Origin of the sequence: Burkholderia pyrrocinia, from assembly GCF_001028665.1 — a bacterium.
GTDB lineage: Bacteria > Pseudomonadota > Gammaproteobacteria > Burkholderiales > Burkholderiaceae > Burkholderia > Burkholderia pyrrocinia.
In genome coordinates this window covers 496,163-520,212 of sequence record NZ_CP011505.1, presented here as the reverse complement: position 1 = coordinate 520,212, position 24,050 = coordinate 496,163, and the positions used below count along the sequence as shown (strand labels likewise).

The 24,050-nt window shown below is 68.5% G+C and carries 21 protein-coding genes; 4 read left to right on the top strand and 17 right to left on the bottom strand.

Features of this window, described 5'->3' with window-relative positions; genetic code table 11:
* Positions 1–8: 8 nt before the first annotated feature.
* Complete coding sequence (locus tag ABD05_RS32550; protein ID WP_047904259.1) at positions 9–878, top strand: 4Fe-4S dicluster domain-containing protein; 870 nt, start codon at positions 9–11, stop codon at positions 876–878.
* Between the two features lie 160 nt (positions 879–1,038).
* Here ABD05_RS32550 and ABD05_RS38135 read toward each other — a convergent pair whose 3' ends face one another.
* The 5 genes from ABD05_RS38135 to ABD05_RS32530 all read right to left on the bottom strand — a co-directional run bounded on the left by ABD05_RS38135 (position 1,039) and on the right by ABD05_RS32530 (position 6,556).
* Positions 1,039–1,371: a hypothetical protein gene (locus tag ABD05_RS38135; RefSeq protein ID WP_141685144.1), complete on the bottom strand. Its 333-nt coding sequence runs from the start codon at positions 1,369–1,371 to the stop codon at positions 1,039–1,041.
* Between the two features lie 402 nt (positions 1,372–1,773).
* On the bottom strand, positions 1,774–3,261 hold the full coding sequence (locus tag ABD05_RS32545; protein ID WP_063847313.1) for an MFS transporter: 1,488 nt from the start codon (positions 3,259–3,261) through the stop codon (positions 1,774–1,776).
* Between the two features lie 72 nt (positions 3,262–3,333).
* Entirely contained in the window at positions 3,334–4,353 is a 1,020-nt protein-coding gene (locus ABD05_RS32540; RefSeq protein ID WP_047904258.1) for a cyclase family protein, read from the bottom strand.
* A gap of 86 nt (positions 4,354–4,439) precedes the next feature.
* Complete coding sequence (locus ABD05_RS32535) at positions 4,440–5,720, bottom strand: CaiB/BaiF CoA transferase family protein (RefSeq protein WP_047904257.1); 1,281 nt, start codon at positions 5,718–5,720, stop codon at positions 4,440–4,442.
* A 71-nt stretch (positions 5,721–5,791) separates the two neighbouring features.
* Positions 5,792–6,556: an IclR family transcriptional regulator gene (locus tag ABD05_RS32530; RefSeq protein ID WP_047904256.1), complete on the bottom strand. Its 765-nt coding sequence runs from the start codon at positions 6,554–6,556 to the stop codon at positions 5,792–5,794.
* Positions 6,557–6,788: 232 nt separating this feature from the next.
* On the opposite strand from ABD05_RS32530, the gene ABD05_RS32525 reads away from it, so the two are divergent.
* From ABD05_RS32525 to ABD05_RS32515, 3 genes are all read left to right on the top strand, one after another.
* Positions 6,789–7,691 carry an HpcH/HpaI aldolase/citrate lyase family protein gene (locus ABD05_RS32525; protein WP_047904255.1) on the top strand — a complete coding sequence of 301 codons (903 nt, stop codon included), beginning with the start codon at positions 6,789–6,791 and terminating at the stop codon, positions 7,689–7,691.
* Positions 7,692–7,884: 193 nt separating this feature from the next.
* Entirely contained in the window at positions 7,885–8,967 is a 1,083-nt protein-coding gene (locus tag ABD05_RS32520; RefSeq protein ID WP_047904680.1) for a porin, read from the top strand.
* A 43-nt stretch (positions 8,968–9,010) separates the two neighbouring features.
* Positions 9,011–10,480 carry an MmgE/PrpD family protein gene (locus ABD05_RS32515; protein WP_047904254.1) on the top strand — a complete coding sequence of 490 codons (1,470 nt, stop codon included), beginning with the start codon at positions 9,011–9,013 and terminating at the stop codon, positions 10,478–10,480.
* 21 nt (positions 10,481–10,501) lie between these two features.
* On the opposite strand, the gene ABD05_RS32510 is transcribed toward ABD05_RS32515, so the two are convergent.
* The 12 genes from ABD05_RS32510 to ABD05_RS32455 form a co-directional block, all read right to left on the bottom strand.
* On the bottom strand, positions 10,502–11,437 hold the full coding sequence (locus tag ABD05_RS32510) for a LysR family transcriptional regulator (protein ID WP_047904679.1): 936 nt from the start codon (positions 11,435–11,437) through the stop codon (positions 10,502–10,504).
* Between the two features lie 295 nt (positions 11,438–11,732).
* Positions 11,733–12,752, bottom strand: a complete 1,020-nt coding sequence (locus tag ABD05_RS32505) for a cyclase family protein (protein ID WP_047904253.1) — start codon at positions 12,750–12,752, stop codon at positions 11,733–11,735.
* The gene (locus tag ABD05_RS32500; protein WP_047904252.1) at positions 12,749–14,242 is read right to left on the bottom strand and encodes an MmgE/PrpD family protein; all 1,494 of its coding nucleotides are present in this window, start codon (positions 14,240–14,242) and stop codon (positions 12,749–12,751) included. Before ABD05_RS32500 ends, ABD05_RS32505 begins: the two co-directional genes overlap by 4 nt.
* Entirely contained in the window at positions 14,239–15,111 is an 873-nt protein-coding gene (locus ABD05_RS32495; RefSeq protein WP_047904251.1) for an HpcH/HpaI aldolase/citrate lyase family protein, read from the bottom strand. The genes ABD05_RS32500 and ABD05_RS32495 overlap by 4 nt, the downstream gene beginning before the upstream one ends.
* Positions 15,108–16,346, bottom strand: coding sequence for a CaiB/BaiF CoA transferase family protein (locus tag ABD05_RS32490; protein WP_047904250.1), 1,239 nt, complete (start codon positions 16,344–16,346; stop codon positions 15,108–15,110). The genes ABD05_RS32495 and ABD05_RS32490 overlap by 4 nt, the downstream gene beginning before the upstream one ends.
* A gap of 102 nt (positions 16,347–16,448) precedes the next feature.
* Complete coding sequence (locus tag ABD05_RS32485; protein WP_047904678.1) at positions 16,449–17,612, bottom strand: zinc-binding dehydrogenase; 1,164 nt, start codon at positions 17,610–17,612, stop codon at positions 16,449–16,451.
* 58 nt (positions 17,613–17,670) lie between these two features.
* Positions 17,671–18,258 carry a hydrolase gene (locus ABD05_RS32480; RefSeq protein ID WP_047904249.1) on the bottom strand — a complete coding sequence of 196 codons (588 nt, stop codon included), beginning with the start codon at positions 18,256–18,258 and terminating at the stop codon, positions 17,671–17,673.
* 9 nt (positions 18,259–18,267) lie between these two features.
* On the bottom strand, positions 18,268–19,770 hold the full coding sequence (locus ABD05_RS32475; protein ID WP_053060027.1) for an MFS transporter: 1,503 nt from the start codon (positions 19,768–19,770) through the stop codon (positions 18,268–18,270).
* A 387-nt stretch (positions 19,771–20,157) separates the two neighbouring features.
* On the bottom strand, positions 20,158–20,913 hold the full coding sequence (gene hutC, locus ABD05_RS32470; RefSeq protein WP_047904248.1) for a histidine utilization repressor: 756 nt from the start codon (positions 20,911–20,913) through the stop codon (positions 20,158–20,160).
* Positions 20,914–20,983: 70 nt separating this feature from the next.
* Positions 20,984–22,477 carry an HAL/PAL/TAL family ammonia-lyase gene (locus ABD05_RS32465; RefSeq protein WP_047904247.1) on the bottom strand — a complete coding sequence of 498 codons (1,494 nt, stop codon included), beginning with the start codon at positions 22,475–22,477 and terminating at the stop codon, positions 20,984–20,986.
* A gap of 7 nt (positions 22,478–22,484) precedes the next feature.
* Positions 22,485–23,276, bottom strand: coding sequence for an ABC transporter ATP-binding protein (locus tag ABD05_RS32460; protein WP_047904246.1), 792 nt, complete (start codon positions 23,274–23,276; stop codon positions 22,485–22,487).
* A 27-nt stretch (positions 23,277–23,303) separates the two neighbouring features.
* Positions 23,304–24,050 (bottom strand): ABC transporter permease, encoded by a 747-nt coding sequence (locus tag ABD05_RS32455; protein ID WP_047904245.1) that lies wholly within the window; start codon positions 24,048–24,050, stop codon positions 23,304–23,306.

The window sequence follows — 24,050 nt, the reverse complement described above, 5'->3', positions numbered from 1 at the left end:
AATTTCAAATGAGCAAGTGGAACCTGATTATCAGAGTCGGGCGTTGCGAGAACTGCCAGAACTGCGTGATCGCCGCGCGGGACGAGCACGTCGGCAACGACTTCCCCGGTTATGCTGCACCCGCCGCGGCCAACGCCGAGAGCCCCGTCCGCATCCTGCGTCGTGTACAGGGCGCTTCGCATATGGTCGAGACCACTTATCTGCCGGTCATGTGCAACCACTGCGACGACGCGCCCTGCATGCGTGTGGGCGGCAGCGCCATTCGCAAGCGCGCCGACGGCATCGTCATCATCGATCCGGACAAGGCGCGAGGCCGAAAGGACATCGTGAAGGCGTGCCCCTACAAGGCGATCGTCTGGAACGAAGAGCTGCAACTGCCCCAGATCTGGATCTTCGATGCTCATTTGCTCGACCAGGGTTGGTCCCGCCCGCGTTGTCAGCAGTCGTGCCCCACCGATGTCTTCGAGACGGTCAAGCTCGATGACACGGCGATGGCCGAGAAGGCCCGACGCGAGGGACTCAAGGTATTGCGACCCAACCTGAGCACGAAGCCCCGCGTGTGGTACAGCGGACTTGAGCGCTGGGAAACATGCTTCATCGGTGGGAGTGTCAGTGCCCAGGCAGGAGACGTGGTCGAGTGTGTCACGGATGCTGCCGTCACGTTGTACGTCGGCAATCAGCAGGTAGCCGAAACCGTCTCGGACGGCTTCGGCGATTTCCGGTTCGACGGCCTGGCCAAGGGCAGCGGCCCCTACAGAGTCAAAATCCGACATGCCCTCGGCAACGCTTGGCGCGAGTGCGAACTGGGCGACAGCGCCTACCTGGGCGAGATCAGGCTCAGTCGGTCGACAAGCGCCGTGGCGATCGAGTATTCATGATCCGGGCACGGCTGGACGCTGCGGTACTCGCCCCCTTCTCCGCGGCACAGCCTTCTCGTTTCATCGGAACTTCGCCGACCGCAACGGGACGGCCCACATCGTCACGGACTCCGCAATCTCGGGTGCCTGCTTAGTTGTCCTCGATCGCGCTCTTGCACCGTCAATAGTTGTCGGTCTGATAGTGTCGGCGCTTGTGACGACGTTGCGGTCGCGGAGGCGGGGCTTCGTCGTCATCGTAGCCATACCTGGGAGCACCGAGTGCGGCACCGGTCACATTCGCAGCGCCACCGAGTGCGGTTCCTGTAACGTTTGCCGCACCGCCAAGCGCTGCACCGGTGACATTGGCTGCTCCTCCCAATGCCGCACCAGTGATATCCGCCGCCCCGCCGAGTGCCGACCCGACAATGCCCTGAGCTTGAGCCGACGCTTGAGTCAACGCAACGGTCACGACACTCGCGAACACCAACATCGATGCTTTCTTGCCAATAAACATGTGGCACCTCTCGCCGGATGACTCTTTAGATTCCTGATCACTCAATCAGGTTGACTAAGTATTCTGACGACGGCGATCACCTGCCACCCACCTTACAGATTGTTACCCAGGTTGACCGATACAGATTTTTTTGCTTGCGAATTGCTTCTCAAAATTTCACCAATTAAAAGAAATCAATGGCATTGGCTTTCGATGAGTTCTTAAACTGGGAAGCGTTGTCACGCCGCCGTAACACTCGATCGACTACACCACGGTGCCTACCGGCTGGTGTTCGCAGCCGAGAACCAACGCCCCCCAAAACCCATGCCCGATTCGCGCGAAAATCCGGTCGCGAAACCCGGCAAGAGACCGCAGTCCTGAAGCCGTTCGAATCCGCCTTTTACCCTGTTGCTGCTGGCGCCATTACGCCGCCCCATCCCTTGCGCCTTTACGCCGTCCATCGACACGCCGAGTCGGCAATGCGGCGAGCCCGCGCGCCGCCGCCGTGTTTTCGGCCCCTTCCTCGCTGCGGCCGGTGATCTCGTCCAGCGCCCGGTTGTTGGTGTACGGCCCGAACACACCGATCGACACCATCACGATCAGCATGCTGCCGCCGATCAGCACGAACACCGCGGACACCCCGGCGCGTTCGAGCAGCAACGCGACGATGAAACTGCTCGCGATTCCCGTCAGGCGGCCGATCGAATGCACGAAGCCGAGCGCACGCCCGCGGATCTCGGTCGGAAACACTTCCGACTGATACGCGGTGCCGTTGCTCGCGAGCACCGTATTGGACAGCGTGACGAGCAGGCCGAACGCGATCACGAACGGCGCCTGCGCCGACATCGCGAACGCGGTGCCGAACAGCGCGACGCCGAACGCCGACGCGACGATCAGCCACTTGCGCTCGATCCGGTCGGCGAGCAGGCCGGCGACGAACGGCGACACCGGATACGCGAACGCGATCACGAACGCATACCAGAGGCTCTTCGTGACCGTCGCGCCCTGCGCGGCGAGCAACGTCGGCAGCCACTGGCTGAAACCGAAGAAGCCGATGCTCAGGAATGCATTGAATACGATCAGCATCGCCGTGCGGCCGCGATGCCGCGCATCCCACATCGACGGCGCGCGCCGCGCGGCTGGGGCAACTGCGGCAGGCGCCGGGATCGCGGGCAGCGGCCGGCCGGATTCCCGCTCGACCGCCTGCTCGAGCCGCTGCAGCACGGCTTCGGCCTCGGCCTCGCGGCCGGTGCGGGCGAGCCAGCGCGGCGACTCCGGCAACCGCGACTGCAGCCACCAGACGACAACCGCGCCGCTGCCGCCGAGCAGCACGACCCAGCGCCACCCGGACATCCCGAGCGGATCGCGCGGCACCCATAACCACGACACCAGCGCGAGCACGGGCATCGCGAGATAGCCGACCGCGAAGCACAACGCGAACGCGCGGCCGCGCACCGCCTTCGGCACCAGCTCGGTCAGGAACGCGCCGATCGTGATCAGCTCCGCGCCGATGCCGCAGCCCGCGATGAAGCGGCACACGAGAATGCCGAGCGCATGCGTCTGCACGCACATCGCAAGGCTCGCCGCTGTATAGAGCAGCAGCGCGCCGGTGAACAGCGCGCGCCGCCCGAAGCGGTCCGCGAGGCGCGACATGAACATCTCGCCGACGAACAGCCCGGCGAACGTCGCCGCGCCGAGCGCGCCCTGGTCCGACATGCCGAGCACGCCGTGCGAGCCCGCGTGAAAGATGCCGTCGCGGATCAGCCCCGGCGGCAGGTAGGTCATCTGGAACAGGTCGTAGACCTCGAAAAACCCGCCGACGCTCAGGAACAGCACGAGCGTCCAGATGCTGGCCGTCGCGGGCAGGCGGTCGATGCGCGCAGCGATCGACGCCGCATGGGAATGGGACATGGCGACTCCTCGATGATCCGCCCGCGCGGCCGGCGCGAAGCGGCGGACAAGGCGCCGGCGCGGCGCCGGCGTTCAGACGGTAGCGACCGGATTGACCGGCGACCCGACGAGCCCGCGCAGGTGCAGCGGCGGCGCGGTCAGCAGGAAGCGGTTGCGCCGGTGTGCGTGCAGCCATTCGGCAAGCGGTGTCAGGTGCCACAGCTCGCCGAGATGAATGCCGAGCTTGAACAGGCACAGCTCGTGCAGCGGCATCAGCGCGCCGGGTCGCTCGCGCGCCGACGCATCGCGCGGGCGCTCCTCGACCGCGTGGTTGTCGGCCGCGAGCGCCGCGAGCCCCGATGCGTCGATCCATTCGAGCAGGCGCGGGTCGTTGCCGTCGAGCACGCAGCACAGGTCCGGCGCGCCGGACTCGCCACGCGCGTCGGCGTCGAGCAGGCGATCGGCGAAACCCGTATGCACGCACACGATATCGCCGCGCTCGACGACCACGTCGTCCGCGCGCAGCACCGCCATCCATTCCGCGTAGCCGATCTTGCGCCGCTCGTCGCCGAAGTGGCGGCGCAGGTCGACCAGCACGCCGCGCCCCTGCACGCCGGTTTGCGCCATCACCTCGATGCCGAGCGCGCGTGCGCCGCCGCGCGGCGCGCCCGCTTCGGGTACGTGGATGTGCTCGTCCATCCGGTAGCCGTTGTAGAACACGCGGGCTCGCTCGCCGTCGCCCGCCGGATCGAACAGCGAGCCGACGTGCGACAGCGCATCCCACTGCGTCGAGAATTGCGAGTGCATGCAGAACGCATCGTCGCAGACCACGTCGGTTGCGTTGGCAACCTGTTCGTCCGCGCGATAGCCGAAGTACGGCTTGTCGCCGAGCAGCGCCGGCATGATCGCCGGCGGCCGGCGCCGCGCGTTCAGCCCGCCGCCGCGCGGCACGTCGAGTGGCAGGCTCAGCGAAAACACGCGGCCTTCGCGCACCTCCGCGACGCCGCGCAGCACCGCGTCGGCCGTCAGCCAGTTCAAGCGCCCTTTCTGATCGTCCGGGCCGAAATCCCCCCAGTTCGAGCCGGGCGGCCGATGGGTCCAGCGTGGCTTCATGGTGTCTCCTCCATGCCATATCCAGGGTGTGGCGGCAGGCGCGCACGGCCGTCCTTCGCGGCCGTGTCGCGCCCGAGGTTGCGCGGCTAGCGCGTGCGGATCACGCCCAGCCCGGCGAGCCGCTCGTATTCGGGTTCGCCGAGCAGCGGCAGCAGGATCTCGCGATTGTTCTCGCCGAGCGCGGGCGCCGGCCGGCGGAACGTGCCGGGCGTGGCCGACAGGCGCGGCGTGATGTTGTGCATCGGCAGGCTGCCGACGTCGTCGTCCGGCAGCTCGACGAGCGCCTCGCGCTCGATCACGTAGCGGTCCTGAACGATCTGCGCAATGTCCTGGATCGGCCCGACCGTCACGCCCGCTTCCTCGAAGAACGCGAGATTGGCGTCGAGATCGCGTGCGGCGATGAATTCGCCGACGATCGCATCGAGCGCCTCCGCGTGCTGCACGCGCTGCACGTTGGTCGCGTAGCGCGGATCGTCGATCAGCTCCGCGCGGCCGATCGCGCGGAACAGCCGCTCGGCCATCGCCTGCGTCGAGCTCGACAGGCACAGCCACTTGCCGTCGCGGGTGCGATACGCGTTGCGCGGCGCGGTGTTCGACGAGCGGCTGCCGGTGCGCGCCTTGATCTCGCCGGTCATCACGTAGTTCGCGGCGGCCGGCCCGAGGATCGACAGCAGTGGCTCGAACAGCGACACGTCGATCACCTGCCCCGCCGCGCCGTGCGCGTCGCGCGCATGCAGCGCGACCAGCACGGCGAGCGCGCCGGACAGCCCGGCCGTCATGTCGCCGAGGAACATCGGCGGCAGCACCGGCTCGCGATCGGGGAAGCCGTTGATCGCCGCGAACCCCGCGTACCCTTCCGCGAGCGTGCCGAAGCCCGGCTTGTGGCGGTACGGCCCCGTCTGCCCCCAGCCGGAGATCCGCGCGATCACCAGTTCCGGCCGGATCGCGAGCAGGTCGTCCGGGCCGAGCCCCATCTTCTCGGCGACGCCGGGCTTGAAGCTCTCGACGAACACGTCCGCGTCGCGCACCAGCCGGCGGACGATGTCGATCCCCTCGGGCGCGCGCAGGTCGACGCACACGCTGCGCTTGTTGCGCCCGTACACCTTCCAGTTCGTGCTGATCCCGCCCGCGCCGACCGCGCGCAGCGTATCGCCGCGCTCGCTCTCGACCTTCACGACGTCCGCGCCGAAATCGGCGAGCTGCACGCTCAGCATGTTGCCCGCCATCAGGCGCGACAGGTCGACGACGCGCACGCCCGCGAGCGGCCCCTGCGCGTCGGCATCGAACGGTTTCGGATGGATCGGGCCGGTGGACGCGCGACGGCGCGCGCCGGCCGCGTGAGCGGCCTGCGGGTCGGGAACGAACATGCTTGTCTCCTGGTTGGTGTGTGCGTCGTTCGATACGGACTTCGAAGTGCGCGCTCAGCCGCGCGCGGGCGCTACTCGAGCAGCGCGCCGAGCTGGTCGGCCGCGCGGAACGCCGCGCCCGCGGCGGGCAGATCGCCGCCCAGCGCATGCGTCAGCTCGGCGGCGGCCGCCTGCACGCGCGGCAGGTAATCGGCCAGCACCTTCTTGTTGAAGCGATAGCGCGGCACGCCGAGCGAGATCGCGCCGCTCAGCACGCGGCCGACGCCGAACGCCGGGCACGCGATCGCCGCGCTTTCCGGGTCGCGCTCGGCGATCGATACCGCATAACCCTGCTCGGCCGTCTTGTCGTAGTCGCCACCGCGCGTGCCGCTGCACGCGAGCAGCACGCGACCGGCCGCGCCGACGTCGAGCGGGAAGCGGTCGCCCTCGCGCAGATGCGTGCGCACCGAGCGCTGCGCCTGGATGCGGAACAGGCACACGCGCTGGTCGCCTTCGCGCACGTAGAACGCGGCCGTCTCGCCGGTTTCCGCCGACAGCGTCGACAGGATCGGCATCACGTACTCGCGCAGCTGGAACGACTCGCGATACATCATCCCGAGCTGGAACACGGCGGGCCCCAGCACGTAGCGCCCGTCCGGCAGGCGCTTGATGAAGCGGAACTGCTCGAGCGACTCGAACATCCGCAACAGCGTGCTCATGTTGAGCCCCGTCTCCTCGCTGACCTGCGCGAGCATCAGCCCGCCGGGCGCGTTGCCGAACGCCAGCAGCGCGGTCAGCGCGCGGTTGACCGCGGCCACGCCGCCCTCTGCCGGATTGCTTGTCTCCACCTTGTTCATGTCCACCTCGTGCGATGCCGGCAGAGTCGTGCCGCGTTGCGGCGACCGGCACCATAAAAATGAAAGTCACTTTCATTATACGCAGATCATCGATGACATCAACATGAATCCGCACGGTTTCGTTCGCTCATCGTCACGCAATCTCCTTTGAAACTAGGCGTTAACGATAATCTTGACGAATGCCATCATCCATCACAAAAATGAAAGTGACTTTCATTTTTAGAGATCGACGATGGATTTTCCGCCTCAACCCGTCTGGCGCTCACTGCTGTACGTCCCCGCCCACGTCCCTCGTTTCGTCGCATCGGCCGCCGCGAGCGACGCCGACGCGCTGATCCTCGATCTCGAGGACAGCGTCCCGCCCGCGTGCAAGGACGCCGCCCGCGACGGGCTGGCCGACGCCGTGCCGGCGCTGCGCACGCCCGGCCGCGACGTGCTGGTGCGCGCCAACGGCCCGCTCGACCTGCTGGTGCCCGACCTGCGCGCGGCCGTTCGTGCCCGCGTGGACGGCGTCGTGCTGCCGAAAGTGCGCGGCGGCTCGCACGTCGAGGCGATCGATGAGCTGCTGGCTGCACTCGAAGAGGAAACCGGCGCACCGCCCGGCGGCACGCGGATCGTCGCGATCGTCGAAACGCCGCGCGCGTTCCAGGCCATGGACCGGATCGCGCGGGCGTCGCCGCGCGTCGTCGCGATGATGCTGGGCGGCGGCGACTTCGCGCTGAACTGCGAAAGCGGCGCGAGCGCCGACGTGCTGCGCGTGCCGAAGCAACTGCTGATCATCGCCGCGCGCGCGGCCGGCATCCTGCCGCTCGGCCTCATCGGCGGCCTCGACGAGCTGCGCGATCTCGACGCGTTCGAGCGCATCGCGCGCGCGTCCGCGGAGCTCGGTTATGCGGGCGCGACCTGCATCCATCCGCTGCAGGTCGGCGCGCTCAACCGCGCGTTCCGGCCCGACGACGACGCGGTGCGCGACGCGAACGCGGTGCTGGCCGCTTACGACGACGCACGCGCGAACGGGCGCGGCGCGCTGCGCGTCGACGGCAGGATGGTCGACGCGCCCGGCGTCGCCCGCGCGAAGCGCGTGCTCGCGCGCCACGCGGCCGTGCAGGCGCGTGCCGAAGGCGCGCCCCGGTGATGCGCGCGCCGCCCTTCATGGCTGCGCTTCGTACGTGCGCATGCGCGCGTCGCGCGGTGCGCGCATGCGTCCCGCCACGATGCCGCCCGTTCGCCATCCGGCCCGGATAGCGTCGCCCCGCAACACCGCCGCGCCGCTCGACCGGCGCGGCGCCGAAATCAAACAAAAAAACAAACCCACGAAGGAGACAACCATGGGCAAGCGAATGTCCGCACTGTGCGGACTGGGCCTCGTATCGGCCGGCGCCTGCGCGCAGAGCACGATCACGCTGTACGGCGTGGCCGACGTCTATACGGAATTCCTCACCCACCAGGCCGCGCCCGGCGACAAGTCGTCGGCATCGCTCGTGCGGATGGCGTCGGGCGGCAAGAGCGGCTCACGCTGGGGGCTGAAGGGCGTCGAGGCGCTCGGCGGCGGCTGGCAGGCCGCGTTCCGGCTCGAAAGCGGCATCAACCTGAACAACGGCACCGGCACCGGCGCGGGCGGCTTCGACCGCTCCGCGTGGGTCGGGCTGCAGCACGAGCGCTGGGGTGCGCTGCGGCTCGGCCACCAGTATTCGACGCTGTTCGACGTCATGGAACGCTATTCGCCGACGGGCGCGTACTCGACGCTGTACGAGCCGGCCGGCGCGATCGTCGGCGTCAACTTCCGCGAGAACAACGTCGCCAAGTACCTGGCGAAGATCGGCGCGCTGACGCTCGAAACGCACTATTCGTTCGGCGGCACGCCCGGCGCGTTCCAGTCGAACGCCGCCTACGGCGCCGGCTTCGACTATGCCGGCGGCGCATTCTCGTTTGCCGCCGCATTCGACAACGTCAATACGCCGCAGCCGGGCGGCTTCGCGCATTTCCGCCGCTACGCCGCCGCCGCGATCGTGTCCGTCGACCGCGCGCAACTGCTGGCCGGCGTCACGCACGGCCAGAGCGGCGTCGCCACGCCGTCGGTCGTGACGCACTACACGTTCTGGTGGGCCGGCGTGCGCTACATGATCACCCCGTACCTGCAGGCGCTCGGCGCGTTCTATTACGAGGACATCCGCGCGCAGAATCCGCCGAACGCGCAAACGCCCGCGCCGCACCCGGCCAACCCGCAGCAGGTCACGCTGCAGTTGAACTACTTCCTGTCGAAAGCCGTCACGCTGTACCTGGCGGGCGGCTACGCGCGCCGCGCCGCGCTCGATTTCGACAACTACAACTACAACTTCCTCCACTACACGCTGGCCGCCGACCGCGCCAGCAGCGCGGGCGCGGCACTCGGCCTGCGCAAGCTGTTCTGAGCCCGCCCTCCCCCCGTTTCAGGAACCTCCGGAGTCATCGCACATGAACCGCCGCCACTTCCTTTCCACGCTGACCGGCGCGGCACTCGCGCTGCCGCTCGCCCACGCCCGCGCCGACGCGCTGCCGGCCGCGGGCGTCACCACCGGCCGCCCGGATCTCGCGCAACAACTCGCCGACTACGCGGCCGGCCTGCAGTATCGCGATCTCGATGCCGCGACGATCGAAACGATCAAGGCGCACCTGATCGACGCGCTCGGCTGCGCGATCGCCGCGCACGACGAACGCCCGGTGCGGATCGCGCGCGACGCGGCGCTCGCGTCGCCGGGCGGCGTGTCGACGATCGTCGGCACGAACCAGCGCACGAGCCCCGATCTCGCCGCGTTCGCGACCGGCACCGCGCTGCGCTACTACGATTTCAACGACGCGTACGCCGGCAAGGAGACCGGCCATCCGAGCGACAACATGTCCGCATGCCTCGCCGTCGCCGAAGCGCAGCATGCGAACGGCCGCGACCTGATCCTGTCGATCGCGATCGCATACGAGATCGCGTGCCGGCTGATGGACGCCGCCGCGATCAGCCCGCGCGGCTGGGATCACACGTGCTACAGCCTGCCCGCCGTCGCGCTCGCCGCGGGCAAGCTGATGCGCATGCCCGCGCCGCAGCTGGTGCAGGCGGTGAACCTGTCGATCAACGGCCATCTCGCGCTGAACCAGACGCGCGTCCAGCAGTTGTCGAACTGGAAGGCGCTCGCCGATGCGGACGCGGCGCGCAACGCGGTGTTCTCGACGCAGCTCGCGCGCGCCGGGCTGACCGGCCCCGCGCCGATCTTCGAAGGCATGGCGGGGTTCTTTCCGCAGGTGTCCGGCCCGTTCGCCGTCGACACGCGCGAATTCGGCGGGCGCGGCGGCGCGTTCCGGATCGGCAAGTGCTTCGTGAAGTTCTATCCCGCGCAGGGGCTCACGCAAACCGCGATTCCGGCCGCGCTCGACGTCGCCGCGCAGGTCGGCGACCTGCGCCGCATCCGGCACATCGAGATCGATACGACCGGGGTCGGCTACGTGACGGCCGGCCGCGACCGCGAAAAATGGGCGCCATCGACCCACGAAACCGCCGATCACAGCCTGCCGTACATCGTCGCGCGCGCGATGCTCGACGGCGACATCACGACCGAGAGCTACCGGCACGACGCGTTGCGCGATCCGGCGCTGCGCGCGCTGATCGAGCGGATCACGGTGCGCGAGGACCCGGCGCTGACCGCCCGTTATCCGGCGCAGGCGCCGAATCGGGTGACGGCCGTGCTGGAAGACGGCACGACCTGCACGAAGCAGGTGGACGACCTGCCCGGCTCGCCGACGCGGCCGATGCGGCGCGACGACTACGACGCGAAGTTCACGAAGAACTGCCGGCGGCACTGGAACCCGGCGCAGATCCGCGCGGCGCTCGATTACCTGTGGCGGCTCGACGAGCAGCCCGACGTCGCGACGCTGCCGCCGCTGCTCGTCGTCGGCTGACCCGCGTGAACAGCCAACGCCCTAAGCCGAAGCCTCCGCCGCGACGCCGTGCCGCTCGAGCGCTTCCGCGACCTCGACGATGCGGCCGCGCAGCCACGCGTGCGCGTTGCTGCCGTCGTAGCGGCGATGCCAGTACAGCGACCACGCGACGGGCTCCATCGCGAGCGGCAGTTCGCGGATCACGAGCCGCGCATCGTCGAGGCTCAGCGCATGCCGCTCCGACATGATCACCGCGTACGGCAGCGCATCCAGCATGTTCGGCACGACGAGCCAGTGCGGCACGTTGAGCGCGATGCGTCGCGTGCAGTTCATGTTCGCGAGCAGGTTGTCGACCAGGCTGTGGTCGACCGGGTTGATCGTCACGTTGAGGAAGTCGAGCGCGAGGAACCGTTCGAGCGTCAGCGGCGTGCCCGCGTCCGGATGGCTGCAGCTCATCACGCAGACCATCCGGTCATGAAACACGATTTGCGACGACAGCGTGCCCGAATGTTCGAGGCCGGCGCTGATCGCCAGGTCGAGCAGCCCCGATTCGAGCGCGTCGGCGGTCTTGGTGGCGCTCATGTGCACGACGTCCATGCCGATATTCGGGCTGCTCAATCGCATGCAGCGCAGCAGGGCCGGCAGCAAAAGCAATTCGGTGAGATCCGACATGCGCACCGTAAAATGGCGCTCGGACGTAAAAGGATTGAATTGATAATCCGATTCAAATAATTCCTCGATTTGTTGCATGATCTGTCGAATCGGCATGGCCAGCGCCTGAGCGCGCGGCGTCAGTTCCATCCCGACCGCGGTGCGCGCCAGGATCTCGTCCTTGAACACGAACCGCAGCCGCGCCAGCGCGTTGCTGACAGCCGGCTGCGTGAGGCCGACCTTCTGGCCGGCCCGCGTGACCTGCTTCTCCGTCAGCAGCGCATCGAGTATGACCAGCAGGTTCAGATCGATCGAACGTAGATTCATGTTTGCGACCATCCACTAAACAGGTTAATCACCGCCCCCGATTACGATTTCGATATTCCGCAATCGGGGCAATCCCCTGATATTTAGTGCAATGCACAAGAATAGTCCAATCTTGACGCGCCGATCTTTTTAAGATAACGGGCGATATTATTTATGCTTCTAAATTAAATCGCCCGTTTTGCGTCGATCCTTCTGAATACCTTGCCAATCGGCAATTGAATTCACGCGTTGCGCAAGCCGATCGCGTTGCAAAAAAAAGTGCGGGCGGCCGCCGCCACAGCCGCCGCCCGCAGGCTCAAACGGTCGCGACAGGATTCGCCGGCGCGCCGACCAGGCCGCGGATATGCAACGGCGGCGCGGTCAGCAGAAACCGGTTCCGGCGGTGCGCATGCAGCCAGTTCGCGAGCGGCGTCAGGTGCCACAGCTCGCCGAGGTGAATGCCGAGCTTGAACAGGCACAGCTCGTGCAACGGCATCAGTGCGCCCGGTTGCGCGAGCGGCTGCGCATGCTGCGGGCGCTCCTCGATCGCATGGTTGTCGGCCACGAGCGCGGCCAGCCCCGATTCGTCGATCCATTGCAGCAGCCGTGCATCGCTGCTGTCGAGCACGCACGCGCTCGCGACCGTCGCCGGCGATCCGCCGTCGTCGTTCAGCAGCAGATCCGCGAAGCCGGTGTGAATGCAGACGATGTCGCCGCGCTCGACCTGCACGCGGTCCGCCTCCATCACCTGCATCAGTTGCGCGAAGCCGACCTTCGTGCGCGTGTCACCGAAATGACGCCGCAGGTCGATCAGCACGCCGCGCCCCTGCACGCCCGTCTGCGCCATCACCTCGATGCCGAGCGCACGCGCGCCGCCCGTCGCGTCGCCCTCCTGCGGCACCCGCAGATGCTCGCCCATCCGGAAACCGTTGTAGAACACGATTTCAGGCACGCCGTCGTCGTCCGCGTCGAACAGGCCGCCCACGTGCGACAGCGCATCCCATTGCGTCGAGAACTGCGAGTGCATGCAGAACGAGTCGTCACATACCACATCGGTTGCGTTGGCAACCTGTTCGTCGGCCCGATAGCCGAAGTACGGCTTGTCGCCGAGCAGCGCCGGCATGATCGCCGGCGGCCGGCGCCGCGCGTTCAGGCCGCCGCCGCGCGGCACGTCGAGCGGCAGGCTCAGCGAGAACGACAGCCCTTCCCGGACCTCGGCTGCGCCCTGCCGCACCTTGTCCGGCGTCAGCCAGTTCAGCCGCCCCTTCTGATCGTCGGGACCGAAATCGCCCCAGTTCGAGCCGGGCGGCCGCTTTTTCCAGCGGGGTGCGTTCAAGATCGGTGTCCTCCTTCAGTACCTGACGTCAGCGCCGCAAGCAGGTCGAGCGGCGCATCGTCGGCGAGCGCCTGCACCGCGTCGCGCAGCGCGAGCGCGCGCTCCATGCCGAGCGCCGAACTCGCCGCCAGCACGAATTTGGCGGTGAGTTCCTGTTCGGTCAGCGGCCGCGAATTCGTGCCCTTGCTCGACTCGATCCGCGCCTCGCGCACCTGCCCGTCGCGCAGCTCGACGCGCAGCACGGCCGGCAGGAAATTCGGGAAGCGCGTGTCGCACCACGGATCGGCCACGCAGCGCACCTTCGCGGCGAGCGCGCGCCGTGCGGGGTCCTGCGCAAGCGCATCGTCGAAATCGTCGAACCAGACGCCGAGCCCGCCGCCGCCGAGCAGCGCCGCCGCGACCGTGTACGGCCCCGAGAACGCCGCCGCATAACCGTTCGGCGGATTCGCCTTCAGCTCCGCCGGCTCGCCGATCGTGCGCAGCGTCGACGTCGCGACCCGCAGCTCGGCAGACACCACGTCGTCCGCCGTCACGCCTTGCGCCTTCAGTTGCAGCGCCGCGTCGATGCCCGGATGCGTGAAGTGGTTGCACGGATACGGCTTGAAGATGATCCGGCTCGTTTCCCATTCGTCGCCCAGGCCGCGCAGCACCGCGTCGACGTCGGCGAGGTCGCCGCACCACGCGTGGAAGAAACCGAAGCGGCCTTCGAGCGCGGTCGGCGGCGCGGTCACGCCCGCGCCCGCCAGTTCCGCCGCGCTCACGCCCGCGTGCGCCGCCCAGCCACAGTGGATCCGCTTCACCGAGCCGCCGGTGCGGTTCGCTTCGAGCAGGCCCGCACCCATGCTCGCGGCAATGCCGAGCGCCGCCGCGATCTGCGCGGCGTCGAGCCCGAACAGCATCGCCGCGGCCGCCGCCGCGCCGACCGTGCCGCAGATCGACGTCGCGTGCTGGCCGCGCTCGAAGAACACCGAATTGCCGAGCCGCTCGTTATAGGCGGCAACGCCGAGCCGGATGCACACCTCGGTGCCGACCGTGATCGCATCGAGCAGCGCCGCGCCCGACGCGCCGCTCGCCTGCGCGGCGGCGAGCGCGGCCGGAATCACGGACGCGCTCGGATGCAGCACCGACCGCATGTGCGAATCGTCGAAATCCATCGCATGCGCGAGCGTGCCGTTGACGAGCGCGGCGCTCGCGGCCGGCAGCCGGTCGGGCGCGCCGATCACGCTCGCCGGGCCGGTGCCGCCCCAGCGCCGCGCGACCTGCAGCACCGACTGCGCGACCGGTTCGTCGTGCGCGATCAGGCTGTTGCCGACCACGTCGAGCACGCGCGCGGCGGCCTCGACACGCAGCCTGCGATCCAGCCCTTCGGCGCGCACCTCCGCCGCAAAGCGGCCGAGCGCGCCGACGATGCCGTCGGGCGGCGCGGTCCGGTTCGGTGCGATCGAATCAGCGGCCGCCGCCGGAGCGGAAAGCGTCTCGGGTGTGCTCATGCCAGTGCTCCACTGAGTCGAAGATTGTTCGCGAGCGCGAGCGTCACGCGCGCGTTGGCGATCAGCGGCGGCGCGACCACGCGGCCGTCCGGCAGCACGAACACCGACGACGCCGAGGCCTTGCCCGCCGCCGCATCGACCGCCTCGAGCACGCGCTCGGCCGCGCGGATCTCGTCGTCCGACGGCGTGAACACCTCGTTGATCACCGGGAGCTGCGACGGATGGATCGCGAAGCGGCCGAGGAACCCCATCGATTTCGCGCGCAGCGTCGATTCCCTCAGCCCGTCGAGATCGGGCAGCGTGTGATAGACGGTCTGGATCGGCCCGCTCAGCCCCGCCGCGCGCGACACGACCACGCAGCGCGCGCGGCACACCTCGAGCGTGAAGTTGTCGACGCCGATCTGCAGGTCCGCGCGCAGGTCGCTCTCGCCGAGCCCGATCCGTTCGAGCCGCGGCGACGCGGTCGCGAGCTGGTAAGCCGTCTCGACGCCGTACGCCGACTCGATCAGGATCTGGATGCCCGCATCGCAGCCGAGCGCGTCGAGCCAGCCCGCGACCTCCTGGATATGCTGCGGCAGGTCGCATTTCGGCAGGCGCAGCGCCTGCAGCGCCGGCTGCGCGATCGCGTCGACGTCGTCGCGGCACCACGGGCTGCCGATCGGGTTGATCCGCACGTAGGTCGGCTTCGGCGGGCCTTCCGCGAGAATCGCGGCGGCCGCCTCGCGTGCCTCGGCCTTGTGGCTGGCCGGCACGGCATCCTCGAGGTCGAGCACGATGGCATCGGCTTCGCTTGCATACGCCTTTTCCACCACCTGCGCCTTGTGCGCGGGCACGTAAAGGTAGCTGCGGTAAGTTGCGCTGGTTTTCATATCACCCCTCGTTCGGTCAGATCGGCGATCTCGCGCCGCTCCAGTCCCAATGCGCCGAATACTTCGTCGTTGTGCGTGCCGCGCGCAGGCCCGCCCCAGCGGATCGCGCCGGGCGTGTCGGACAGCCGGAACGGCACGTTGTGCGTGCGGAACGCGCCGAGCTCCGCGTCGGGCACCGACACGACCGAGCCGAGCGCCGCGTACTGCGGATCGCGCAGCACGTCGGCGACGTCGTAGATCGGCGCGACCGCCGCCTGCGCGCGCTCGAATTCGGCGATCACGTCGTCGCGCGTGCGCTGCCCGATCCAGCCGCCGACCGCCGCATCCAGCTCGTCCGCATGCTTCGCGCGCTCGGCGCCGTTCGCGAACCACGGTTCGTCGATCAGGTCCGCGCGGCCGACGAGGCGCATCACGCGCTCGGCGATGCTGTGCGCCGACGTCGACAGCGCGACCCACTTGCCGTCCGACGTGCGGTAGACACCGCGCGGCGAATTGTTCGGCGAACGATTGCCGGTGCGCTCGGGCACCAAGCCCGTCTGGTCGTAGCTCGCGACCTGCGCGCCCATCGCGGCGAGCATCGTCTCGATGATCGCCAGATCGACGACCTGGCCGCGCCCGGTGTGCTCGCGCGCCTTCAGCGCGGTCATGATCGCGAACGCGGCGGTCAGCCCCGCGACCGTGTCGGCGAGCGGAAACGACGGCAGCAGCGGCGGCCCGTCCGCCTCGCCGGTGATCGACGCGAGCCCGCTCATCGCCTCGGCCAGCGTGCCGAAGCCCGGGCGGCTCGCATACGGGCCGAACTGGCCGAAGCCCGTCACCCGCACGAGCACGAGCCGCGGGTTGATCGCAGACAGCACGTCGTAGCCGAGCCCCCAGCGTTCGAGCGTGCCGGGCCGGAAATTCTCGACGACCACGTCCGCCTGCGCCGCCAGTTCGCGGAAGATCCGCTGGCCGTCGGCCGTGCCGAGATTCAGCGTGACCGCCCGCTTGTTGCGCGCGAGCACCTTCCACCACAACGGCACGTCGTCGCGGCGCGCGCCGTACTTGCGCGCCGGATCGCCGTCCGGATGCTCGACCTTGATCACGTCGGCGCCGTAGTCCGCGAGCATCGTCGCCGCGAGCGGGCCCGCGAACAACGTCGCGGCGTCGATCACGCGAATGCCGCCGAGCGGCGCCGGTTTGGAGGCGTCCGGCGCCGCGCCGGCGTCGACGTCCCCGATTTCCACAGTGGCCATGCCGTTCTCCAGTCAGATGGATTGCACGGCGCACCGCGCGCCGACATCGTATGCATGACTAATCATCGTGCAGCGATGCGGGCGCGGCGCGCGACCTGCCGCTCAGACGGCGTTGATCCGGTAGATCGGGAAATACGTCTGGATCTTCCCGTTTAGGTAGTCGGACGCGAGCTTCGGCACTTCGTCGAAATCGAAGATCTCGGTCGGCTCCTGGCCGATCCAGCCGCTCGTTTCCTGGAAGTCGCGGATCGTGATGCTGTCGTCGTAGCGCCACGCATGCGTGTGGATGTGCAGGCGGCGGTTGATGCATTCCGTCGCGCGCAGGTTCCACAGGCGCATCCCGGTCTTCCAGCCGACCGTCGTGACGATGCCGGTGCGGCCGACCACGCGCATCGTCGAGCGATACAGCGCGCCGCCGAGGTTGTCGAGGAAGATCGCGACGCCGCGGCCGCCGCTCAGTTCCGCGATCGTCTCCGCGAACACGCGCTCCGACTCGCGATAACTCGCCTGGTACTCGGGATCGGTCTTGTAGCGCTCGTCGTCATACGCGAGATTCGGGAACTTGCGGCGATCGACCGGCGTGATGCCGAGCTTCGCGAGCTCCTCGAGGCGCCGGTCGTTGCTCGCCGTCATCGCGACGCGAAAACCCTCGCGCTTCGCGAGCTGCAGCTCGGCGAGCGTCGTGCCGCCACCCCAGCCGAACACCAGGTAGTCGGCCGGATCGACGTCCGGCAACTGCGAGCGCCAGCACGCCGACGCCACCTTCCAGTTGTCCCACGCGGTGAAGTAGCGGCCGTACGTCGCCCATTGCAGCAGCGAATGCCGGCTGTCGGTCGGCACCGCCACGAGGTTGTCGGCGCGCATCTTGGTCCGCTGCGCCATCACGCCGATCGTGCCCGGCGCGTCGTACGCGTAGACGAGCTCGGCGAACCCGTATTCGTCGCGCTTGCCGAACGGCATCACCATGCAGATCTCGCCTTCCTTCAGCGTCTTCACGCCGCGGCCGCGCTCGACGATGCGCACCAGCGCACCGTTGCCGAGCACGATCTTGTCCTCGCGGCGCTGCCGGCAGATGTCGACCGGATTGCGCGACAGCGCGTGGTCGAGGTTCGCTTCCCACGATCCGTACAGCGGCTCGACCAGCACCTCGTCGGCTTCCAGATCGGAGAATTCGAAGGTTTCGCGACGCAGCTCGCCCGCCACGGGCGCCTGCTTCCTGCTCGGTTCCGGACCTGCGTAAAGAACCCATGCATCGGTCTTGATCATCGTCATGCCTCGTTAAATGGCTCTGTATGAATGGTGCACGCCGAACACGCCGCTTCGTTCAGCGCGAATACGCCTGCTCCAGTGCCGCCTCCACGTCGGCCGTCGCGGCCACCTGCCCGAGCTTCGGGAAGATCTGCGTCAGCGCGAAGGTCTGCGCGTCGGTGGACGACGTGCTGACCGCGTCGCTGACGACGACGACGTTGTAGTTGTTCTCGTATGCCTGGCGCGCCGTCGATTCGACGCCGATGTTGGTCGCGATCCCGGTCAGCACGATGTCCGTGATGCCGCGCCGGCGCAGCTGCACGTCGAGGTCGGTGCCGGTGAACGCGCCCCACTGGTGCTTCGTCACGACGATGTCGGACGGCGCCACGCCGAGCGCCGGCGCGAACGCGCTCCATTCGGGATCGAGATTCGGCGGCGCCGACGGCGCATCCGTCCTGACCTTCAGCGCCACGCCGCCGTCCGGCTGGTAGCTCGTGTGCACGTAGATGACGGGAAGCTGCAGCGCGCGGAACGCGGTCGCGAGCTCGACCGTCTTCGCCACCACCTGCGCGCCGGTGTAGGGCACGACCGGCAGCGACACGATGCCGTTCTGCAGATCGATGGCGACCAGCGCGACCGTGCGATTGAGCGTCGGAATGGACATGTAAAAACCTCACTTCTGTTGGGAGATGGAAGAAGCGGCGGCATCCAGGTGCCGGCTCGATGCCGCATTGAGCAGCAGCAGCACGCTGATGACCGCCAGGACGATGGCCAGCTCGCGCAGGCCGCGATCGCTCGCCGGATGGCCGAGCGCCAGCCCGACGAGCGCAAACGACAGGCTGCCGCCGACATACTGCGCGGTGCGGTACAGCCCCGAGGCGGTGCCGATCCGGTCGTGCGGCGCGCTCTGGTAGAGCGCCGCCTGGTTGCCGAGATTGTTGAAGCCGTTCGGCACGCCGAACACGATCGACAGCAGCACGATCGACCAGACCGGCATCGCGCTGGTGAGGAGACTCATCACGACGCTGCCGACGCACAGCATTGCCGAGCCGATGATCAGCACCGGCCGCGAGCCGTGGCGGTGCGCAAGGCGGGTCGCGAACATTGTCGCCACCGTGCCGATCCCGGCGACCGGCAGCATCACGAGGCCGGCATCGGCGGCGGACAGGCGCTTGGCTTCCTGCAGCCACATCGGCAGCGCATAGAAGATCGCGTAGAACACCGCGTAGGTGCCGACGCAGCGCAGGTACGTGCTCGTGAGTGCTCGGTTGTCGCTCAGCATGCGGATGTCGATCAGCGGTGTCGCGGCCAGCCGCTCGCGCCGGACCAGCACCGGGCACAGCACCAGCGTCGCGACGAGCAGCAGCCAGTCGGGCTCGCGCGACACCGATTGCAGGAACAGCAGCAGGCTCGCGAGCGTCAGGATGAACAGCGCGACGCCCGGCAGGTCCAGCTCCTTCAGCGTGCCCCGCAGCGTGCGGCGTTGCTGCGCGCCGCGCGGGACGACGTCGGCCGGAATCCACAGCCACGCCAGCACGAAGGCCAGCAGCACGATCGGTACGTTGATCCAGAAGATCGCGCGCCAGCCGGCGAACTGCACGAGCGCGCCGCCGAGCGGCGGCCCGAACGCGACGGCCACCTGCGCCGCGACCGAGATCGCGCCGAGGCCGCCCGTCGGCGTCGCGCCGTTCGCGTGCCGCTGCGACCAGGTGCGGATCATCGCCATGCCGGCCGGATACGCGGCGGACGTGCCGATGCCGAGCGCGACGCGCGACGCGATCAGCCACCCGAGCGACGGCGCGAACGGCGCGAGCGCGGACGCGATCAATACGATCGCGAGGCCGATGCAGAAGATCCGCTTCGCGCCGAACCGGTCGGCGAGCCGCCCCATCGTCGGCTGGCCGACGGCCGTCGCGAGATAGAGGCCCGACACGAGCCACATCGTGTCGATGCGTTCATGCACCGCACCCTGCGGGTTGAACGCTTGCTGGATGCTGACGAGCGCGACCGCGATCATCGACGAGTTCAGCGCGTTGAGCAGCGTGCCGAGCACGATCGGGCCCACCAGCGTGGTCGGCAGGCGCAGGCCCGCCGCGCGCGCATTGCCGCCGCCTGCCGGCGTGATGCCGGGGCGCGTGGGTGGCGCTTGCGCAGGTCGATCGGGAGTCGTTTTCATGGCATCGTCGAGTGGTGGATTCGCATCGCTCGATCAAATTCGAACGTGCGTTCACCTTACCGTTACGATTGCCGCGAATGAAATGGATTGTTGCGATGCACACATTCGTCGCTTGAATGCAGATCGCGATCCGGATGCGCAAGAGCGGCTCCGGCAAGCCGGGAATGACGACGACAAACTCGCCGCGTCCCTTGCCGGACGGCGTTATCCCGGGAGCGCGACGGATCTTGCCGAGTGCATACGAAATGATTTGCGCCGCGTGCTTCCACCGGCTGACGACACTTTTATGCGGCGGTGCGGCGAGAATTCAGAGCGATCGCTCTAGACCGGCACAATGAAAGGCATAACGCTACCGGGGCTTGAGCCGCCGGGTGGCGACCTGCACGCTCACACCTTCCCCGCCAGATGAAACCGCGACGCCGGATGCCACAACCGCACCGATGTCGCGACCTGCTCGCCGACCCACGTGCGGCGCCTGAGCAACAGGCACGGCTCGCCGATTTCCATCACGAGGTGCCGGCGCACCTGCGCGTCGGGCTTCTGCGCGTAGATCCGGAACTCCGCGCGCTGGATCGGCGCAAGCCGCACCATGTAGTGATTCGGCGTCTCGACCGTGAAGTCCTGTTCCAGATACGCGGGAAACAACGCCGGGTTGACGTAACGATCCTCGAACTGGATCGGTTCCTCTTCCTCGTAGTGCACGATGCGCGAATGGAACACGGGCCCCGAACGCAGCCCGAGCGCTTCGACCGCCTCCTGATCGTCGCTGCTTTCGATCAGCAATACGCGCGCGCTGTGCCGATGGCCGCGCTCCGCGATCTCGTCCGCGATGTTGCGGATTTCCAGCACCGTCGATTCGTAATGCCGCCGTTCGACGAACGTGCCGGCGCCCTGGATCCGGGTCAGCACGCGCTCGGCGGTCAGCTCGCGCAGCGCGCGCGACACCGTCATCCGCGCGACGCCGAACTCCTTGACCAGCTCGGCCTCGGTCGGAATCGCGCCGCCGGGCTTCCAGTCGCCGTTCGCAATCCGCTCGACGACGTAGCGCTTGATCTGCTGGTAGGCCGGCAACGCGCGCGCCGGTACGTCGCCACCCGGTGCGACCGCGAGCCGGCCGGCAAGTTGTCGTTCCGCTTCGTTCATGCGCCCTCGATCGAATGAATGATGGATCGTCCGCCGGCCGCGGTGTCGCTCGGCGGCCGGTCTCACGCCGTTACATCACCGGCGGCGGCACACCCGCGACGATGCCGGCGGCGATCGCGATGTCGTCCGCGAGCGGCCGGTCGTCCCGGTACGCCGGCACGCGTTCGCGCACATGCCGCCACAGCGCGTCGGTGGGTGCTGCCCGCGACGCGCCGTCCGCCTGCAGATCGTAGGCCTGCGCGGCGGCCAGCAGCTCGATCGCCAGCACGCGCGTCGTATTCTCGATGATGTCGAGCGCCTTCAGCGCCGCCGGCGTCGCATGGCACAGATGATCTTCCTGCAGGCCCGACGTGATGCCGCCGTCGAGGCTCGCCGGCGCCGCGAGCCGCTGGTTCTGCGCGACGAGCGCGACCGCCGTGTACTGCGCGATCATGAAGCCCGAACAGGTACCGCCCGGCATCGCGAGAAACGCCGGCAGCCCGCTCACGAGCGGATTGACGAGCCGGTCGAGACGCCGCTCGGCGATTGCCGCGACCTGCGCCATCGCCGCCGCGAGACTGTCCATCGCCAGCGCGATGCCCGCACCGACCGCATGCGCTTGCGAATGCACGACTGGCGCGTCGCGCGTGCCGGCCACGATCGGATTGTCGGTCACCGACGCCAGTTCGCGATCGACCACCTCCGCCGTCACGTCGAACACGTCGCGCGCCGCGCCGTGCACGTGCGGAATCGTGCGCAGGCTGAGCGGATCCTGCGTATGCCGGCCGCTTGCCGCCGCGAGCATCCCGCTGTCGGCGAGCAGCGTGCGCAACCGCGCGCCGACGTGCCCGATACCGGGCGAAATCCGCAACGCGAGCGACGCCGGATCGAACGCGGCGAGCTGCCCGCCGAGGTTCTCGAAGCTCATCGCCGCCACCCAGTCGGCCCAGTCGAGCAGCCGCTCCGCGCGGGCGAGCGCGAGCGCGGCCAGCCCCGTCACGCACGGCGTGCCGTTGACGAGACTCAGCCCTTCCTTCGCACCGAGCACGAGCGGCGCGCGGCCGATGCGGCGCAATGCCTCGTCGCCGCGAATCCGCTCGCCGCGGTGGCGCGCATGGCCATGGCCGATGCACACGAGCGCGACGTGCGCCATATGGGTCAGATAGCCGACCGAACCGTGCGCCGGCACCTCCGGCAGGCAATCGTGTTCCAGCAACGCGACGAGCTGGTCGACGACGTCGGCGCGCACGCCCGAATGCCCGTGCGCGTAGTTGTTGATCGCCGCCGCGACGATCGCGCGCGTTTCCGCCGCGCCGAGCGGCGCGCCGACGCCGACCGCGTGGCTCATCAGGATGTTGCGCGACAGCGCACTCTGCTGCGCCGGCGACACGATCACGTTGCACAGTGCGCCGACGCCCGTGTTGACGCCATACGCGCGGATGCCACGCGCGACGATTTCGTCGACGAGCTCGCGCGCCGCGACGACGCGGACGCGCGCCTCGTCGGCCAGCGCGAGCGGCTCGCCGGCGGCCACTGCCGAAACCTGCCGCCAGTCGAGCGGCTTTGCCGAACGGAATACGGTCATGGCGGCCTCAGTTCGTGGTGCGGTCGTGGTGGCTCGACACGAACTGCCGGAAGCGCTCCGAGCACTGGCCGCCGAACAGGTCGCCGGGCGTGCCGTCCGAATCGACCTCGCCCTGATGCAGGAACATCACGCGGTTCGACACGTGCCGCGCAAAACCCATCTCGTGCGTGACGACCAGCATCGTGCGCCCTTCCTCCGCGAGCGAGCGCATCACGCGCAGTACCTCGCCGACCAGTTCGGGATCGAGCGCCGATGTCGGTTCGTCGAACAGCATCACCTTCGGATGCATCGCGAGCGCACGGGCGATCGCGACGCGCTGCTGCTGGCCGCCCGACAGGTGCGCCGGATAGTAGCCGCGCTTGTCCGCGAGGCCGACGCGCGCGAGCAGCGCCTCGGCTTCCTCGACCGCTTCCGCGCGGCTGCGCTTCTGCACGCGCAGCGGGCCTTCGACGAGGTTGTCGAGCACCGTCATGTGCGACCACAGGTTGAAGTTCTGGAACACCATCCCGAGTTGCGAACGGATCCGGTCGACCTGCCGCCGGTCGCCCGGATGCAGCTTGCCGTCGCGCGTGCGCTTCATCTTCAGTTCCTCGCCGGCGAGCGCGACGGTGCCGTCGTCGGGCGTCTCGAGCAGGTTCAGGCAGCGCAGGAACGTGCTCTTGCCCGAGCCGCTCGCGCCGAGGATCGAGATGACGTCACCCTCGTGCGCATCGAGCGAAATGCCCTTCAGCACATGGTGATCGCCGAACGACTTGTGGATGTTCCTGACCGACAGGGCAACGGGAGCAGCGGTGTTCATCGGATTCTCCGGGAAGGAAGGATGCGCTCAGGACGCGACGCGCCGGGCGTTGCGCGTCGCCGCGGCGGACGCGCCGGCCGGCTTCGGCGCACGCAGGTGGCCCGACAGCCGCCATTCGAGCGCACCGAGCAGGCGCACGACGATGAAGTTCAGGCCGAGGTAGATAAGGGCCGCGCACACGAACACCTCGGTCGTCCGGTAGGTCTGCTGAATGATCTGCTGCGCGACGCCCGTCACTTCCCACACCGTGACGAGGCTGGCCAGTGCGGTCGACTTGACGAGCAGCACGGCTTCGGTCGAGTACGCGGGCAGGCACTGGCGCAACGCGATCGGGCCGATCACGCGCCGCAGCAGCGCGAAGCCCGACAGGCCGATCGAATAACCAGCCTCGATCTGCCCGACCGGCACGGCCATCAGCCCGCCGCGCAGGATCTCGGCCGTGTAGCCGGCCGTGCACAACGCGAGCGACAGCACCGCGCACACATACGGTTCGCGCAGCAGCGGCCACACGAAGCTCTCGCGAATCACGCCGAACTGGCCGAGCCCGTAGTACACGAGGAACATCTGGATCAGCAGCGGCGAACCGCGAAACACGAGGATGTATGCGCGCGCGAAGCGGTTCGGCAGCCAGTGCGGCGACACGCGCATCGTGACGATCACGAGCGACAGCAGGCCGCCGAGCACGAGCGACGCGAAGAACAGGCCGAGCGTGGTCGGCACGGCCGCGAGCAACTGGCGCAGCGTGTCGATGAGAAAGGCGAAATCGATGGACAT

Coding starts and splice junctions, on each gene's coding strand:
- ABD05_RS32550 (WP_047904259.1), top strand. CDS start 9: ATGAGCAAGTGGAACCTGATTATCAGAGTCGGGCGTTGCGAGAACTGC.
- ABD05_RS38135 (WP_141685144.1), bottom strand. CDS start 1,371: ATGTTTATTGGCAAGAAAGCATCGATGTTGGTGTTCGCGAGTGTCGTG.
- ABD05_RS32545 (WP_063847313.1), bottom strand. CDS start 3,261: ATGTCCCATTCCCATGCGGCGTCGATCGCTGCGCGCATCGACCGCCTG.
- ABD05_RS32540 (WP_047904258.1), bottom strand. CDS start 4,353: ATGAAGCCACGCTGGACCCATCGGCCGCCCGGCTCGAACTGGGGGGAT.
- ABD05_RS32535 (WP_047904257.1), bottom strand. CDS start 5,720: ATGTTCGTTCCCGACCCGCAGGCCGCTCACGCGGCCGGCGCGCGCCGT.
- ABD05_RS32530 (WP_047904256.1), bottom strand. CDS start 6,556: ATGAACAAGGTGGAGACAAGCAATCCGGCAGAGGGCGGCGTGGCCGCG.
- ABD05_RS32525 (WP_047904255.1), top strand. CDS start 6,789: ATGGATTTTCCGCCTCAACCCGTCTGGCGCTCACTGCTGTACGTCCCC.
- ABD05_RS32520 (WP_047904680.1), top strand. CDS start 7,885: ATGGGCAAGCGAATGTCCGCACTGTGCGGACTGGGCCTCGTATCGGCC.
- ABD05_RS32515 (WP_047904254.1), top strand. CDS start 9,011: ATGAACCGCCGCCACTTCCTTTCCACGCTGACCGGCGCGGCACTCGCG.
- ABD05_RS32510 (WP_047904679.1), bottom strand. CDS start 11,437: ATGAATCTACGTTCGATCGATCTGAACCTGCTGGTCATACTCGATGCG.
- ABD05_RS32500 (WP_047904252.1), bottom strand. CDS start 14,242: ATGAGCACACCCGAGACGCTTTCCGCTCCGGCGGCGGCCGCTGATTCG.
- ABD05_RS32495 (WP_047904251.1), bottom strand. CDS start 15,111: ATGAAAACCAGCGCAACTTACCGCAGCTACCTTTACGTGCCCGCGCAC.
- ABD05_RS32490 (WP_047904250.1), bottom strand. CDS start 16,346: ATGGCCACTGTGGAAATCGGGGACGTCGACGCCGGCGCGGCGCCGGAC.
- ABD05_RS32485 (WP_047904678.1), bottom strand. CDS start 17,612: ATGATCAAGACCGATGCATGGGTTCTTTACGCAGGTCCGGAACCGAGC.
- ABD05_RS32480 (WP_047904249.1), bottom strand. CDS start 18,258: ATGTCCATTCCGACGCTCAATCGCACGGTCGCGCTGGTCGCCATCGAT.
- ABD05_RS32475 (WP_053060027.1), bottom strand. CDS start 19,770: ATGAAAACGACTCCCGATCGACCTGCGCAAGCGCCACCCACGCGCCCC.
- hutC (WP_047904248.1), bottom strand. CDS start 20,913: ATGAACGAAGCGGAACGACAACTTGCCGGCCGGCTCGCGGTCGCACCG.
- ABD05_RS32465 (WP_047904247.1), bottom strand. CDS start 22,477: ATGACCGTATTCCGTTCGGCAAAGCCGCTCGACTGGCGGCAGGTTTCG.
- ABD05_RS32460 (WP_047904246.1), bottom strand. CDS start 23,276: ATGAACACCGCTGCTCCCGTTGCCCTGTCGGTCAGGAACATCCACAAG.
- ABD05_RS32455 (WP_047904245.1), bottom strand. CDS start 24,050: ATGTCCATCGATTTCGCCTTTCTCATCGACACGCTGCGCCAGTTGCTC.